Source organism: Nesterenkonia sp. YGD6, from assembly GCF_022565895.1.
Taxonomy (GTDB): Bacteria; Actinomycetota; Actinomycetes; order Actinomycetales; family Micrococcaceae; genus Nesterenkonia.
In genome coordinates, this window is record NZ_JAJOYY010000003.1 from 93,944 (window position 1) to 108,049 (window position 14,106).

Annotated in this window: 14 protein-coding genes and 1 tRNA gene; 8 read left to right on the plus strand and 7 right to left on the minus strand. The window is 68.3% G+C overall.

The annotated features are described in order from the left end of the window. Window positions 1-82 precede the first annotated feature (82 nt). Window positions 83-1,060, plus strand: coding sequence for a zinc-binding dehydrogenase (locus LTI14_RS05675; protein ID WP_241476026.1), 978 nt, complete (start codon window positions 83-85; stop codon window positions 1,058-1,060). Between the two features lie 78 nt (window positions 1,061-1,138). Here LTI14_RS05675 and gluQRS read toward each other — a convergent pair whose 3' ends face one another. Continuing rightward, window positions 1,139-2,071 carry a tRNA glutamyl-Q(34) synthetase GluQRS gene (gluQRS, locus tag LTI14_RS05680; RefSeq protein WP_241476027.1) on the minus strand — a complete coding sequence of 311 codons (933 nt, stop codon included), beginning with the start codon at window positions 2,069-2,071 and terminating at the stop codon, window positions 1,139-1,141. Window positions 2,072-2,212: 141 nt separating this feature from the next. On the opposite strand from gluQRS, the gene LTI14_RS05685 reads away from it, so the two are divergent. Together LTI14_RS05685 and LTI14_RS05690 are read left to right on the plus strand one after the other, a co-directional pair. After that, window positions 2,213-2,297 (plus strand) — tRNA-Ser (locus LTI14_RS05685). A 145-nt stretch (window positions 2,298-2,442) separates the two neighbouring features. Continuing rightward, window positions 2,443-2,958: a hypothetical protein gene (locus tag LTI14_RS05690; RefSeq protein WP_241465315.1), complete on the plus strand. Its 516-nt coding sequence runs from the start codon at window positions 2,443-2,445 to the stop codon at window positions 2,956-2,958. 40 nt (window positions 2,959-2,998) lie between these two features. Here LTI14_RS05690 and LTI14_RS05695 read toward each other — a convergent pair whose 3' ends face one another. The 3 genes from LTI14_RS05695 to guaB all read right to left on the minus strand — a co-directional run bounded on the left by LTI14_RS05695 (window position 2,999) and on the right by guaB (window position 6,370). Continuing rightward, window positions 2,999-3,160: a hypothetical protein gene (locus LTI14_RS05695; protein WP_241465316.1), complete on the minus strand. Its 162-nt coding sequence runs from the start codon at window positions 3,158-3,160 to the stop codon at window positions 2,999-3,001. A gap of 515 nt (window positions 3,161-3,675) precedes the next feature. Continuing rightward, complete coding sequence (locus tag LTI14_RS05700) at window positions 3,676-4,818, minus strand: GuaB3 family IMP dehydrogenase-related protein (RefSeq protein WP_241465317.1); 1,143 nt, start codon at window positions 4,816-4,818, stop codon at window positions 3,676-3,678. A gap of 13 nt (window positions 4,819-4,831) precedes the next feature. Then, complete coding sequence (guaB, locus tag LTI14_RS05705; protein WP_342357724.1) at window positions 4,832-6,370, minus strand: IMP dehydrogenase; 1,539 nt, start codon at window positions 6,368-6,370, stop codon at window positions 4,832-4,834. Between the two features lie 341 nt (window positions 6,371-6,711). Between guaB and groES the strand changes: the two genes are divergently transcribed. Together groES and groL are read left to right on the plus strand one after the other, a co-directional pair. Further along, window positions 6,712-7,008 carry a co-chaperone GroES gene (groES, locus tag LTI14_RS05710; protein ID WP_241465318.1) on the plus strand — a complete coding sequence of 99 codons (297 nt, stop codon included), beginning with the start codon at window positions 6,712-6,714 and terminating at the stop codon, window positions 7,006-7,008. Between the two features lie 73 nt (window positions 7,009-7,081). Beyond that, entirely contained in the window at window positions 7,082-8,677 is a 1,596-nt protein-coding gene (gene groL, locus LTI14_RS05715) for a chaperonin GroEL (RefSeq protein WP_241465319.1), read from the plus strand. A 136-nt stretch (window positions 8,678-8,813) separates the two neighbouring features. Here the strand turns inward: groL and LTI14_RS05720 are convergent, their stop codons facing one another. Next, entirely contained in the window at window positions 8,814-9,644 is an 831-nt protein-coding gene (locus LTI14_RS05720; RefSeq protein ID WP_241476028.1) for a CPBP family intramembrane glutamic endopeptidase, read from the minus strand. 52 nt (window positions 9,645-9,696) lie between these two features. Between LTI14_RS05720 and LTI14_RS05725 the strand changes: the two genes are divergently transcribed. Continuing rightward, the gene (locus tag LTI14_RS05725; protein ID WP_241476029.1) at window positions 9,697-10,275 is read left to right on the plus strand and encodes an arsenate reductase/protein-tyrosine-phosphatase family protein; all 579 of its coding nucleotides are present in this window, start codon (window positions 9,697-9,699) and stop codon (window positions 10,273-10,275) included. A gap of 69 nt (window positions 10,276-10,344) precedes the next feature. Here the strand turns inward: LTI14_RS05725 and LTI14_RS05730 are convergent, their stop codons facing one another. Continuing rightward, window positions 10,345-10,695, minus strand: coding sequence for a fructosamine kinase family protein (locus LTI14_RS05730; RefSeq protein ID WP_241476030.1), 351 nt, complete (start codon window positions 10,693-10,695; stop codon window positions 10,345-10,347). Next, on the minus strand, window positions 10,665-10,877 hold the full coding sequence (locus LTI14_RS05735) for a hypothetical protein (protein WP_241476031.1): 213 nt from the start codon (window positions 10,875-10,877) through the stop codon (window positions 10,665-10,667). The genes LTI14_RS05730 and LTI14_RS05735 overlap by 31 nt, the downstream gene beginning before the upstream one ends. Between LTI14_RS05735 and ligA the strand changes: the two genes are divergently transcribed. Next, window positions 10,876-13,239 (plus strand): NAD-dependent DNA ligase LigA, encoded by a 2,364-nt coding sequence (gene ligA, locus LTI14_RS05740; RefSeq protein WP_446740379.1) that lies wholly within the window; start codon window positions 10,876-10,878, stop codon window positions 13,237-13,239. The two genes, LTI14_RS05735 and ligA, sit on opposite strands and share 2 nt — an antisense overlap. Beyond that, window positions 13,236-14,087: an inositol monophosphatase family protein gene (locus LTI14_RS05745; protein ID WP_241465324.1), complete on the plus strand. Its 852-nt coding sequence runs from the start codon at window positions 13,236-13,238 to the stop codon at window positions 14,085-14,087. Before ligA ends, LTI14_RS05745 begins: the two co-directional genes overlap by 4 nt. Window positions 14,088-14,106: the final 19 nt, after the last annotated feature.

Sequence of the window (14,106 nt, forward strand, 5' to 3'; positions counted from 1 at the left end):
GCCGTCACAGCAGGCGGTGCAGGAATAGCTGGCTTCGATCCCCTGTTCCTGCCGGCATACCTCTGATTGAAAGTAGGACTTCATGCGCGCAGTCACCCAACAGACATTCGGCGAGCCCTGGGACGTCCTCGACGTCGAAGACGTCCCCACCCCGGACCCCGGTGCAGGAGAGGCCCGGGTGCGGACCCTGCTATCCCCCATCCATAACCATGACCTCTGGACCATCCGCGGGTCCTACGGCTTCAAGCCGGAGCTGCCGGCCCGCACCGGGTCCGAGGCAGTAGGCGTCATCGACGCCCTCGGTGAGGGCGTGGAGAACCTCACCGTGGGTCAGCGGGTCGCCACCGGCGGCGTCTTCGGTGCCTGGGCCGAGTACTTCATCGCCCCCGCCGCGGGCCTGATCCCGGTGGATCAGGACGCCGCCGATGAGGTCGCCGCCCAGCTGGTCTCGATGCCCTTCTCCACCATCGCCCTGCTGGACTGGTTGGATCTGGACGAGGGCGACTGGATCATCCAGAACGCGGCCAACGGCGCGGTGGGCCGGATGCTGGCCCAGCTGGCACCGACGCGGGGCATCAACGTGCTCGGCCTGGTGCGTCGCGACGAGGGTGTTGCTGAGCTCGACGCTCAGGGCATCACCGGGGTCGTCTCCACCGAGTCCGCTGAATGGCAGGACCGCGTCGCAGAGGTCACCGGTGGGGCGAAGATCGTCGCGGGCATCGATTCGGTTGGCGGGGAGGCCAGCAATCAGGTGCTCTCCCAGCTCGGCGAGGATGCCACGCTGGTGATCTTCGGCGCCATGGCCGGAGGCACGATGGCGCTGAACTCCGGGGCCATCATCTTCAAGAACGTCACGATCAAGGGCTTCTGGGGCTCCCGGGTGATGGGCGATCTGGCGCCTCAGCGCCGTGGCGAGCTGTTCACCGAGCTGCTCACCCGAGTCGCGGACGGCACCCTCTCGCTCACCGCCGAGGCGACCTATGCCTTCGATCAGGTGCGCGAGGCGGCGCAGGCGAACTTCGTGCCGGGCCGCAGGGGCAAGATCTTGCTGCGCCCGTAGCGGAGCAGCCTCGACGGCGCCCCAGACCGGGGTCACCGGGTCTGACGTGTCGGGTCTGGGACACCGCGTGTGGGTGTTTCAGCTGTTCGGCGGCTGGAACACCCAGGCGTCGCCGGGCAGCGCCTTCGGGTCGAAGGACTCCAGCGCCTGAGCCAGGGGGCCGGCGGGGAGTCCCAGCGAGATCAGCAGCAGGTCGCGCAGGGCCGCGGCGTCGATCCCCTGCTCCTGCAGGGCGGCCCGCGTCACGGCTCCGTCCCGCTTGGCCAGGCGCCTGCCCTCGACGTTGAGCACCAGCGGCACATGGGCGTACTGGACCTCCGCCGCTGCCTGCGGGTCGTAGAGCAGTCCGCGCAGGTAGGCCTGGCTCGGCGCAGACGGCGCCAGGTCGTCGCCGCGCACCACCTGGTCCACCCCGGTCAGATGATCATCGACCACCACGGCGAGGTTGTACGCCGGGGTCCCGTCGTTGCGCTGGACCACGAAGTCATCGACCTCGGTGGTGATCCGGCCCAGCAGCACGTCTTCGACGGAGAACCGCGTGGCCGCGCCGGTCTCGGAGCGGGGTGCGCGCAGCCGCACCGCCGCGGGACGCTCCGCTCGACGGCGCCGCCGCTCCTCCTGGCTCAGGTAGCGGCAGGTGCCCGGATAGGTTCCGGTCGGCGCGTGCGGGGCGCGCGCCGCCTCGTGGATCTCGCGGCGCGAGCAGAAGCATTCATAGGTCAGCTCGGCATGCTGCAGCTGCGCGATCGCTGCGCCGTAGAGGTCCATCCGTTCGGACTGACGGGTCCGATCGGCGCCATCCTGCGCGTCGAAGGTCAGCCCCATGGCCTGGAGGTCATCGAACTGCTGGTCCTCGGAGCCCGCCACCGTGCGGGCAAGATCGAGATCTTCGAAGCGCAGCAGGAAGGCCCGTTCGGTGGACCGCGCGAAGAGCCAGGCGAGCATCCCGGTGCGCAGGTTGCCCAGATGCAGCTCTCCCGAGGGGCTTGGTGCGTAGCGTCCAGCGGGCATCGTCCTCGCCTTTCCTCAGGTCAGATCTTGGCAGTGATCCATCCTACGGGGGCTCGATGTGCATTCTGCGCTGGTTCTCCGCTAGTATGAAGTCTGCTCTCGAGGGCCGCGCCGATCAGGCAGGCCAGCGGGACGCAGCCAGGAGGATTCGCCTAGCGGCCTATGGCGCACGCTTGGAACGCGTGTTGGGTTCACGCCCTCGGGGGTTCAAATCCCCCATCCTCCGCCGACAGAAGCCCGTCAGCCTGATAAACCAGGCTGACGGGCTTCTTCGTGTCCGGTGGCTCCGTGAGCTTCGGGCCCAGGGTAGCGTTGGCATGCGCAGCCTGCGGCCTCTGCCGAGGGCACCATCACTCACCCCTGGAGGGGTCATGCACAAGACAGTTGTTGCCGGGACCGGCTTCCTGGCAGCCCTGGCCCTGATCAGCTGCGCCGGAGCATCTGAGGAATCCGTGGAGCCGAGCGAGGCGTCAGCATCTATGCCAACGGTCACGGCAGAGCCGGAGCCGGAACAGAGCCCCGCGACGGACGCGCCGGAGGATGCGTGGCTGGCCGAGGCCCGTGATTCATACCTGGACGACCTCGAAGAATGGCACCGTGAATACTCCGGTGCCGGCTGTGTGGCCCATGAGCCCCAGTGCCGCGATCTCTTTGCCGAGGGCCTGCCGCTGATGGCCGACTACAGCTATTGGGTCCGCAATCAGACGGAGGGCCTCCCGGAGTACGTTCCGGCGTCCTACTCCGCAGATCTCGCGGCAGCCACTCGAGCGCTGGTGTCCTGGTCCTACGCCTGCCCCGATGACGAGGACTGTGCGGAGATCGCCCAGGATGCCGAATCACGCTCATTCGAGGTGATCACGGCAACCTCGGAATGGGCGGCGAAGTAGTTCTCCACGTCGGCCTCCGGGGTCGGCGTGCTGGCAAGCCTCAGCGACCGAAGAGCCGGCTGAAGAACCCGCCGGACGGGGCAGGCTCATGTCCGGGGCACCGCTGGGTGGCGCTGACCCCGCGCATCACTTGATCCACATGCTGGCCGCATCCGGCCCAGGTGGTCTTTCCGCAGGTCTTGCAGGTCACAGCTCGGCACATGGTGGCTCCTTCAGTGGGGTGGACGACAAGACAAGTATACCCCCCGGGGTATACGTGGCGAACCACCGACGTCGCGCAACGACGCGACCCCCCTCATTGCCGCAGGCCATCTCCGCTTGCGGGCTTCCTGGTCTGCAGCACGCCGTGCACAGGACCCCGTTGGGATTCGCGATGGTCTCGGAGCCACTGGGCGCAGGTCGGGGCGCCGACCACGTGCGCCGATCAGACCCTGCCACAGGGGGCGCCGAGCTCACCGCTGGACGGCGGCGAGACCATCGGGGACCGAGGGGTCAGCTGCACCGCGAACCGGTACACCCGGAACCAGGAGCCCGGAGACCCCTCCGGTCCCGGGGAAGCGTCCGGCAGCTGCTGAGCTGACGCGGAAGAGATCGCGGCGCTGTGCGATGTCGTGGAGCTTCAGCCCTGCGACACCCGACAGCCCTGCGACACCCGACAGCCCTGCGACAGACCGAGTGCGGTCCGGCGCGAGCGCACGGGGCGTGCCTGCCGTGCGGTCAGCGGGTCTGCTGGCCCATCGGAGAGACGATCGCGTCCACGCGCTGGAAGGACTTCAGGTCCACGTAGCCGGTGGAGGCCATCGCGTGGCGCAGGCCGCCCATCAGGTTCGAGGAGCCGTCGGTGTGGTGGGCGGGTCCCCAGAGCACCTCCTGCAGCGGCGCCACGGTCCCGACCCGGGTGCGGTGTCCGCGCGGGAAGTCCTGGTGCACGGCTTCGAGCCCCCAGTGCCAGCCCTGACCCGGAGCTTCTTCGGCGCGAGCCAGCGTGGTCCCGAGCATCACGGCGTCGGCGCCCATCGCGAGGGCCTTGACCAGATCCCCGGAGGAGCCCATGCCGCCGTCGGCGATGACGTGGACGTAGCGGCCGCCGGATTCATCCAGGTAGTCCCGGCGTGCGGCGGCGATGTCGCTGATGGCGGTCGCCATCGGCACCCGGATGCCCATGGCGCGGCGGGTGGTGGTGGCTGCTCCGCCCCCGAAGCCCACCAGCACGCCGGCGGCACCGGTGCGCATCAGGTGCAGCGCGGGGGTGTACCCGGCGGCCCCGCCGACGATGACCGGCACGTCGAGCTCGTAGATGAACTCCTTGAGGTTCAGCGGGTCACCGTTCTGAGCGACATGCTCGGCAGAGACGGTGGTGCCGCGGATGACGAACATGTCCACACCGGCCTCGACGACCGTGCGGTAGAACTCCTGCGTGCGTTGCGGAGTCAGCGAGCCTGACACGACGACGCCGGCCTCGCGGATCTCGGCCAGCCGTGCGGTGATCAGCTCGGCCTTGATCGGCTCGGCATAGAGCTGCTGCAGCCGGCGGGTGTTGTCCGCGGAGACCTCGTCGGCGCCCAGCGCTGCGATCTCGGCGAGCACCGGTTCCGGGTCCTCATAGCGGGTCCACAGACCTTCGAGGTTGAGGACACCGAGGCCGCCCTGCTTGCCCAGCTCGATGGCCGTGGCCGGTGACATCACCGAGTCCATCGGGGCGCCGATCACTGGCATGGAGAAGGTGTACGCGTCGATGCGCCAGTCCAGACTCACGTCTGCGGGGCTGCGAGTACGTCGGTTCGGGACGATGGCGACATCGTCCAGAGCCCAGGCTCGGCGGCCGTTCTTGGCCAGGCCGATGGGGATCTCGTTGCTCAAAGCTGCTCCTTTACTAGCGCCGGTAGTTCGGCGCTTCCACCGTCATCATGATGTCATGCGGGTGCGATTCCTTGAGTCCGGCGGAGGTGATCCGCACGAACTTGCCCTTGTACTTCAACTCATCGATGGTGTGCGCGCCCACATAGAACATGGTCTGCCGCAGACCGCCGGTGAGCTGGTGGAACACCACCTCGAGCGGGCCGCGGTAGGGCACCTGCCCCTCGATGCCCTCGGGGATGAGCTTCTCGTCGGTGGGGACGTCGGCCTGGAAGTAGCGGTCCTTGGAGAAGGAGGTGTTCTTCCCTCGGGTCTGCATCGCTCCCATGGAGCCCATGCCGCGGTAGGCCTTGAACTGCTTGCCGTTGTAGAAGACGAGGTCTCCGGGGGACTCCGCGGAGCCTGCCAGCAGCGACCCGAGCATCACCGAGTCGGCCCCGGCGACCAGCGCCTTGCCGATGTCCCCGGAGTGCTGCAGGCCGCCGTCGGCGATCACCGGCACGCCGGCGGGGATGGCGGCCTTTGAGGCTTCGTAGATGGCGGTGATCTGGGGAACCCCGACGCCGGCGACGATGCGCGTGGTGCAGATGGAGCCCGGTCCGACGCCGACCTTGACCGCGTCGGCTCCGGCGTCGATGATCGCCTGGGCCGCCTCGCGGGTGGCCGCCTGGCCGCCGATGACGTCCACGCCGGCCGCGGCCGGTTCCGCCTTGAGCCGCGCGATCATGTCCAGCACACCGCGGGTGTGACCGTTGGCGGTGTCCACGACCAGGGCGTCGACCCCGGCGTCGATCAGGGTCATGGCGCGCTCGAAGCCCTCGCCGAAGAAGCCCACGGCCGCGCCGACGCGCAGCCGGCCCTCCTCATCCTTGGTGGCCTGCGGGTAGCGGTCGGCCTTGTCGAAGTCCTTGATCGTGATCAGGCCCTGGAGCACGCCGTGGTCATCGACCAGCGGCAGCTTCTCGACCCGGTGCTCGGAGAAGATCCGCAGCACCTCTTCATTGGGAATCCCCACATGCGCGGTGATCAGCGGCTGCGGGGTCATCTTCTCGTAGACCTTGGTGGTCAGGTACTGCTCCCGCGGGATGAACCGGGTGTCGCGGTTGGTGATGATGCCCAGCAGCTTGGACTCGCCGTCGACCACCGGCAGCCCGGAGACCCGGAAATGGGCACAGAGCTCATCGAGGTCGGCGATGGTCGCGTCCGGGGTGATCGTCACCGGATCGCTGATCATGCCGGACTCGGAGCGCTTGACCTTGTCCACCTGCCGGGCCTGGTCCTCGATGGAGAGGTTCCGGTGCAGGATCCCGATGCCGCCCTGGCGCGCCATGGCGATGGCCATCGGCGCCTCGGTGACGGTGTCCATCGCGGCCGAGGCCACCGGGGACTGCAGCACGATGTTGCGGGAGAAGCGAGTCGCGGTATCCGCTTCGGAGGGGATCACGTCGGTCGCGCCGGGGAGCAGCAGGACGTCGTCGTAGGTCAGTCCGACGAAGCCGAAGGGATCATGCTCCGCAGCGCCGGCCGCGCTCGTCTGCTGGTGAGTTTCAGTCACGGTGGTGCCTCTCGGGGTCAAAAGCGGGTGGCTCAGCGACAAGTCTACGTCCCGTCCACGTCCGCCCGGAGCCAAAGGCTTAGCACTCTGCTTGACCGAGTGCTAAGCCCGTCTATAAAGTTTCACCTAGCACTCGAGACCCTCGGGTGCCAGCTTGTCCGCGGGTCGTCAACCCGCGGATATCAGCCTGACGGGGCACCATCCGGCACCGCGACGACGGTTGGCCACTCCCAAGGCGTGCGACAGATTTCGGCTCGTCGAGCACCCCGGAAGCACCGGGAGGCTCTGCACGGGCCTGTGCTGATAAACCGAATCCACACCACGCAAAGGAGAGTACTGACGTGTCAGTCTCTATCAAGCCTCTCGAGGATCGCATCGTTGTTCGCCCCCTGGAAGCAGAGCAGACCACCGCTTCCGGTCTGGTCATCCCCGACACCGCCAAGGAGAAGCCCCAGGAGGGCAAGGTCGTCGCCGTGGGTCCAGGTCGCTTCGACGAAAAGGGCAAGCGCATCCCGGTTGACGTCTCCGAGGGCGACGTCGTCATCTACTCCAAGTTCGGCGGCACCGAGGTCAAGGTCAGCGGCGACGAGTACCTCGTGCTCAACGCCCGCGACGTCCTCGCCATCATCGAGAAGTAAGAACGGATTGCTGAAGGCTCTTCACAGACCTCATCACGATCCGATTCTCACACTCTCAAAGGAGCAGTAACCCATGGCAAAGCAGCTTGAATTCAGTGATGCTGCACGCCGCGCTCTGGAAGCCGGCATCGATAAGCTTGCAGACACGGTCAAGGTCACGCTCGGCCCGAAAGGCCGCAATGTAGTCCTGGACAAGTCCTGGGGCGCACCGACCATCACCAACGACGGCGTCACCATCGCCCGTGAGGTGGAGGTCGAAGACCCGTACGAGAACCTTGGCGTGCAGCTGGCCAAGGAAGTCGCCACCAAGACCAACGACGTCGCAGGCGACGGCACCACCACCGCAACGGTCCTCGCCCAGGCTCTGGTCAAGGAAGGCCTGCGCAATGTGGCCGCCGGCGCGGCACCGAGTGAGATCAAGCGGGGCATCGAGACCTCGGTCGCCGCCGTGACCCGCCGACTCCGCGAGAACGCTCGCGAGGTCGAGGGCCAGCAGGTCGCCAACGTGGCCGCGATCTCCGCGCAGAACGACGAGGTCGGTGAACTCCTGGCGCGTGCATTCGACGCCGTGGGCACCGACGGTGTGATCACCATCGAAGAGGGGTCCTCGACCTCCACCGAGCTGGAGATCACCGAGGGCATGCAGTTCGACAAGGGCTACCTGTCCCCGCACTTCGTCACCGACCCCGAGCGCCAGGAAGCGATCCTCGAGGATCCGCTGATCCTGATCAACCAGGGCAAGATCTCCAACATGGCAGAGTTCCTGCCGGTGCTGGAGAAGGTCCTGCAGGCCAAGCGCCCGCTGTTCATCATCGCCGAGGACGTCGAGGGCGAGGCCCTCTCCACCCTGGTGGTCAACAAGCTGCGCGGCACGCTCAACGTGGTCGCGGTCAAGGCCCCCGGCTTCGGGGACCGCCGCAAGGCCATGCTCGAGGACATCGCCGTGCTCACCGGTGGACAGGTCATCTCTCCTGATCTGGGCCTGAAGCTCGATCAGGTGGATCTGGAATCGCTGGGCACCGCACGTCGGGTGACCGTGACCAAGGACGCGACCACCCTCGTCGACGGCGCCGGGTCCAAGGAAGATGTGGACGCTCGCGCGGCCACCATCAAGGCCCAGGCCGACGCCTCTGACTCCGAGTGGGACCGTGAGAAGCTCCAGGAGCGTCTGGCGAAGCTCTCCGGCGGCATCGGCGTCATCAAGGTCGGCGCGGCCACCGAGGTGGAGCTCAAGGAGCGCAAGCACCGCATCGAAGATGCCGTCTCCTCCACCCGTGCGGCTCTCGAAGAGGGCATCGTGGCCGGCGGCGGCACTGCGCTGATCAACGCCCTCTCCGTGCTGGACGAGGACGAGGACGTGAAGGCGCTCTCCGGGGATGCCGCAGCTGCTGTGGGCATCGTCCGCCGCGCGCTGGTCCAGCCGCTGCGCTGGATCGCTCAGAACGCCGGAGAAGACGGCTTCGTCGTCGCCTCCAAGGTCTCTGAGATGGCGCCGAACCACGGCTTCAACGCCAAGACCGGTGTCTACGGCGACCTGATCGCCGACGGCGTCATCGACCCGGTGAAGGTCACGCGCTCTGCTCTGCAGAACGCCGCCTCCATCGCGGCCCTGGTGCTGACCACCGAGACCCTCGTGGTCGAGAAGAAGGACGAGGACGACGATCACTGATCTCGTCTGACTCTCATCGCAAGGTGGGGCCCTGACCGTTCGCGGTCAGGGCCCCACCTGCGTCTGCGGCAGCTGCTGTTCGCGGAGGCTGCGGGTCGGGGCAGCTGCGGGTCGGGGCAGCTGCGGGTCGGGCTCGCTACTGGAGCTGGACGAGCTGCAGCACCAGCGGGAACGCCAGGAAGGCCACCACGTCGAGCAGCAGGTGTGCGATCACCAGCGGCATGACCCGGCCGTAGCGGTGGTAGAGCCAGCCGAAGATGATCCCCATCAGGAGATTTCCGATGCCCGGGCCGAAGCCCTGATAAAGGTGGTACGCCCCGCGCAGCGCGGCCGCGGCGAGGATGATCATCCAGATCCCCGCCCGAGGCCAGATCCGGCGAGCACGGTCGAAGAGGTAGGCGATCATGATCACCTCTTCCAACAGCGAATGCCGCAGCGCCGCCAGGATCAGCACCGGCGTGGTCCACCAGTGCTCTCCGACGTCGGCCGGAATGATCTCGGTGGTGATGCCTGCCGCCCGGCCCACCCCGTAGACCACCAGGGTGCCCAGCCCGATGATCAGGAACAGTCCGACCCCTAGGGCGAGGTCCCGGCCGGGACGGCGCAGATCCAGCCCGAAGCGCCGGAACGGGTTCACCCCCTGCAGGAAGAACAGATAGCAGACCAGCACCACCGGGAAGAGCGCGAACAGCGAGTCCAGCACCTGGTAGCTGAGGTCGAAGAACTCCGCCCGGGAGCGAGAGGTCTGCACCGTGGAGCTCTGCTCGGCCAGCGGCGCCAGGGTCAGCCGCTCGGCCAGCTGCAGCACCGCATAGACCGCGGAGCGGCCCAGCGAGAGCCCCAGCACGATCGCCAGCTCCCAGCCCAGGAAGCGACGACTCATCGGCACCGGCGCTCCCGTCGCGGGCGCAGGGTCGGTGGCGCTGGCTGGCTGCTGACCGGAGACCTCCGGCGTCGTTGGCTTCACGATCAAGAGTCTAGGTCTGCCCGACGCTGGTGGGTGTGGTCAGATGGAAGCTATGACTGAGACCTACACCCTGCTCGCCGTCTGCACCGGCAATATCTGCCGCTCCCCCGCCATGGATCGGCTGCTCGCCCAGGTCTTCTCCGCCGAGGACGGCATCGGGGTCCGCTCGGCCGGCACCCACGCTCACGTGGGCGATGACATGGAAGCCCAGATGAAGGACCGGCTCGCCGAGTACGGGGCAGACACCGCAGACTTCCAGGCCGAACAGCTCAGCGTCGAGATGATCCGCAGCGCCGATCTCGTCCTCACCGCCACCCGCGGACATGTGCGCGACATCCTCGCCGATGTTCCCGAGAGTGCCCAGAAGGTCTTCACCCTGCGCGAGTTCGTCCGACTCCTGGATTCGCTGGACGAGGCCACCTTCGACGAGGCTATGGCGGCCTCAGGGACCGCGGCGGAGAAGCTCGCCGCTCTGGTGCCGCTGGTTGCCGGGCGGCGCGATCACGCGCAGGCCCCCACGGCACAGGACGAGGTGGTGGACCCGTACATGATGCCCGCTGAGGTCTTCGATGAGTCCTTCGACCAGGTCCGGGGACCCGTCGAGGCGCTGCGCGACGCCCTGCAGCGCTGACCCACTGGCCGCTGACCCACTGGCCGTTGACCCACTGGCCGCTGGCAACGAGCCGTGGCCCAGCGCCGCTCAGCGCCGCAGCACCGTTCCCGCGGCGCTCAGCGTCGGTCCGCGATAGCCAGCCCCGAACAGCAGCCAGTGCGCGGCCAGGCAGAAGAACTGATGCAGCGGGATCCGCTCCTGCCATCCCTGGCGCAGCGGGTGCTGCGACTGATAGCCGCTGACCACTTCGCCCAGCTGCGGGAACCCGAAGAGGTGCAGCAGCGCGATGTCGGTCTCCCTGTGCCCGGCATGGGCCGCCGGATCGATGAGCACCGACTGCACCTCCTGCACCTCCCCCGCCGCGGCAGGGGTCCAGAACACGTTCCCGGCCCAGAGGTCCCCATGGATCAGCGCGGGCGGCTCGGCGTCGTCCAGCATGCCGGAGCCGATCCGGACCCGGCATCAGATCCTGCCCCCGAACCCGCCCCGGGCGAGGCCGCGAGGACCGGCACCACCGGCGCCCCGCCGTCGTCGGCGGCCTGGGTGAGCCAGCGCAGCCCGGCGGCTTCCACCATGGTGGCCTGGGGGTGATCTGCAGGAGCGTGTTTGATGAAGACCATGTGCCCCAACCTAGTCAGGACTAGACTCATCCGAGTGAGCGAATCAACCGAGAACCCCGCCGTTGACGCCTCCGAGGCCGTCCCCTCCCATGCGCTGCGCGAGGAGTATGTGGAGCTGGTCGGTCAGGTGCGCAAGCACCGGATCGCCTACTACCAGGACAACGAGCCGATCATCTCCGACGCCGAGTTCGACGTCCTCTTCGAACGCCTGGAGCAGATCGAGGCCGAGCACCCCGAGATCATCGCGGCGGACTCCCCCACCCAGGAGGTCGGCGGCGAGGCGGCCGAGGCCTTTTCTCCGGTGAAGCACCTGCAGCGGCTCTATTCACTCGAAGACGTCTTCACACCTTCCGAGCTGCGCACCTGGTATGACCGCGCCAGCGCCGCGTTGGCGGTCCAGCGCCCGGAGGAGACCGTGAAGTGGCTGGTCGAGGTCAAGATCGACGGTCTGGCCATCAACCTGCTCTACCGCAAGGGCAGGCTCATCCGCGCCGCCACCCGCGGCGACGGCACCACCGGGGAGGACGTCACGCATAACGTGCTCACCATCGCCGACATCCCCGCGGAGCTCGCCGGGGAGGATCACCCCGAGGAGCTGGAGGTCCGCGGGGAGATCTTCATCCCCACCGCGGAGTTCCATGCCTTCAACGAGCGGCTCGCCGAGGCCGGCAAGGCCCCGCTGGCGAACCCGCGCAACGCCGCCGCCGGGTCGCTGCGGCAGAAGGATCCTGCCAAGACCGCCGAGCGGCCGCTGTCGATGTTCGTCCACGGCATCGGCGCGCGCACCGGCTTCGAACCTGGCAGCCAGCACGCCGCCTACGAGCAGCTCGCCGCCTGGGGTCTGCCGGTCAGCCCCTACACCCAGCTGCTCGCTGACTACTCACAGATCGAGGCTTACCTCGACGACCACCAGGCCAAGCGCCACGCGCTGGTCCACGAGATCGACGGGGTCGTCATCAAGGTCGACGACTTCGCCGCACAGCGCAGCCTGGGACACACCTCCCGGGTGCCGCGCTGGGCCGCGGCGTACAAATACCCGCCCGAGGAGGTGCACACCCGGCTGCTGGACATCATGGTCCATGTCGGGCGCACGGGCCGGGTCACCCCCTTCGCCATCCTTGAGCCCAAGAAGGTCGCCGGTTCGGTCGTCTCCCGCGCCACGCTGCACAACCGCGACGTGGTCAAGGCCAAAGGAGTACTCATCGGCGACGACGTGATCGTCCGCAAGGCCGGAGACGTCATCCCCGAAGTGGTGGGCCCGGTGCTGCCTGCCCGGAGGAACCGAGAGGATGAGCTGGTCGAGTTCAGCTTCCCCACCCACTGCCCGATCTGCGGCACCGAGCTCGCCCCGGCCAGGGAGGGCGACGTCGACTACCGCTGCCCCAACGCCGAGAGCTGCCCCGCCCAGGTCAGCGAACGGGTCATCCACATCGGCTCCCGCGGCGCCCTGGACATCGAGGCGCTCGGCGAAGAGGCCGGGCTGGCGCTGACCAACCCGGATCTGCGCCGCCCCATCCCCGAGCTCATCGACTGGGACGAGACGAACGCCTCGGGCATCGGTCTGGACCTCGACGACGACGGCGCCCCCGCACCCCAGGAGCCGGTGCTCCACGGCGAGGCAGGACTCTTCGACCTGCGCGTGGAGGATCTCAAGGACGTCTACGTCTGGCGGGAGACCCGGCGCAGGAATCCCGAGACCGGGCAGCGCGAGTCCACCGGGAAGTGGGCGCCCTCGCTGTACTTCTGGACCAAGGCGCAGCTGACCAAGGACGGGGCCGTGAAGAAGGCCTCCGAGCCCACGGCCAACACCGTCGGGCTCTTCACCGAACTCGAGAAGGCCAAGGCCCAGCCGCTGTGGCGGGTGCTGGTCGCACTCTCGATCCGGCACGTCGGGCCCAGCGCCTCCCGCGCGCTGGCCAACGCCTACGGCTCGATGGCGAAGATCCGCGCCGCCAGCGAAGAGGAGCTCGCCGGGATCGACGGGGTCGGCCCGAGAATGGCGTCCACGCTCACCGACTGGTTCAGCACCGACTGGCACTGCCGGGTGGTGGACCGCTGGGCCGCCGCCGGGGTCCGGATGGTCGATGAGATCGACGAGTCCGCCCCCCGCACGCTGGAGGGCCTGAGCGTGGTCGTGACCGGATCCCTGGAGGGCTACTCCCGGGACGAGTCCAAAGAGGCCATCATCACCCGCGGCGGACGCGCGGCCGGATCGGTGTCGAAGAAGACCGACTACGTGGTCGCCGGAGCCAACGCCGGCACCAAGCTGGAGAAGGCCGAGGCGCTGGGCGTCCCGGTGCTCGATGAAGAAGCGTTCACTGTACTGCTGAACAAAGGTCCCGACGGATTGGACGATGCATGACGAAGCCGAACCCGCAGAAGCTGCACGAGCTGCTCGAGATCGCCCACGAGGCCGCCGCCGCAGGCGCTGGCGTCCTGGCCGAGCGCGACGAGGTCTCCCCCTCGGGGCTGATCCTGGGTCAGGAGCACTCCGGGGTGGAGACCAAGTCCTCCGCCTCGGACCTGGTCACCGATTTCGACCGGCGCGCAGAGCAGGCGGTGCGTGAGGTGATCAACCGGCGCCGACCCTCCGACGAGGTCTCCGGCGAGGAGTACGGCACCACCACTCCGGCCCAGCCCAGCGGCTACCGCTGGTCCATCGACCCGTTGGACGGCACCACGAACTTCGTCCGCGGGATCGTCTACTACGGCACCTCGGTGGGCCTGCAGGGCCCCGACGGCAGCTGGCTGGCCGGCGTGGTCGCCGCCCCGGCGCTCGCGCGGATCTGGTGGGCCAGCGCCGGGGCCGGCGCCTGGAGCACCTACAGGGATTCCGAGCCGACGCGGCTTGGCGGACCGGTCGGGGAGCTCGACGCCGGCCTGCTCTCCACCGGCTTCGGCTATGACCCGGACCGGCGTGCCGAGCAGACCCGGGCGGTCACCGCGATGCTCCCGCACTTCGGCAACATCCGCCGCCTGGGTGCGGCCGCCCTGGACATCTGCATGGTGGCCGACGGCACCCAGACCGCCTACGCCGAGTACGGCATCTGGGAGCACGACTGGGCGGCCGGCGCGCTGATCGCCGAGGAGGCCGGAGTGTTCGTGCGCCGTCCGCTCGCGGCGGACAGCAGCAAGACCCCGGACTGGTGCGTCATCGGAGACATCGGCATCGACCCCAGCGAGCTCTCCCCAGCTCCGCTGACCAGCTGAGCACTGTGGACAGCGCCCA

What these genes read in the sequence shown, in the direction of transcription:
- LTI14_RS05730 (WP_241476030.1), bottom strand. Translation starts at nt 10,695, where the DNA reads ATGCTGGACGACGCCGAGCCGCCCGCGCTGATCCATGGGGACCTCTGG.
- ligA (WP_446740379.1), top strand. Translation starts at nt 10,876, where the DNA reads ATGTGCCCCAACCTAGTCAGGACTAGACTCATCCGAGTGAGCGAATCA.
- gluQRS (WP_241476027.1), bottom strand. Translation starts at nt 2,071, where the DNA reads ATGCCCGCTGGACGCTACGCACCAAGCCCCTCGGGAGAGCTGCATCTG.
- LTI14_RS05675 (WP_241476026.1), top strand. Translation starts at nt 83, where the DNA reads ATGCGCGCAGTCACCCAACAGACATTCGGCGAGCCCTGGGACGTCCTC.
- LTI14_RS05745 (WP_241465324.1), top strand. Translation starts at nt 13,236, where the DNA reads ATGACGAAGCCGAACCCGCAGAAGCTGCACGAGCTGCTCGAGATCGCC.
- groL (WP_241465319.1), top strand. Translation starts at nt 7,082, where the DNA reads ATGGCAAAGCAGCTTGAATTCAGTGATGCTGCACGCCGCGCTCTGGAA.
- LTI14_RS05725 (WP_241476029.1), top strand. Translation starts at nt 9,697, where the DNA reads ATGACTGAGACCTACACCCTGCTCGCCGTCTGCACCGGCAATATCTGC.
- LTI14_RS05690 (WP_241465315.1), top strand. Translation starts at nt 2,443, where the DNA reads ATGCACAAGACAGTTGTTGCCGGGACCGGCTTCCTGGCAGCCCTGGCC.
- LTI14_RS05735 (WP_241476031.1), bottom strand. Translation starts at nt 10,877, where the DNA reads ATGGTCTTCATCAAACACGCTCCTGCAGATCACCCCCAGGCCACCATG.
- LTI14_RS05695 (WP_241465316.1), bottom strand. Translation starts at nt 3,160, where the DNA reads ATGTGCCGAGCTGTGACCTGCAAGACCTGCGGAAAGACCACCTGGGCC.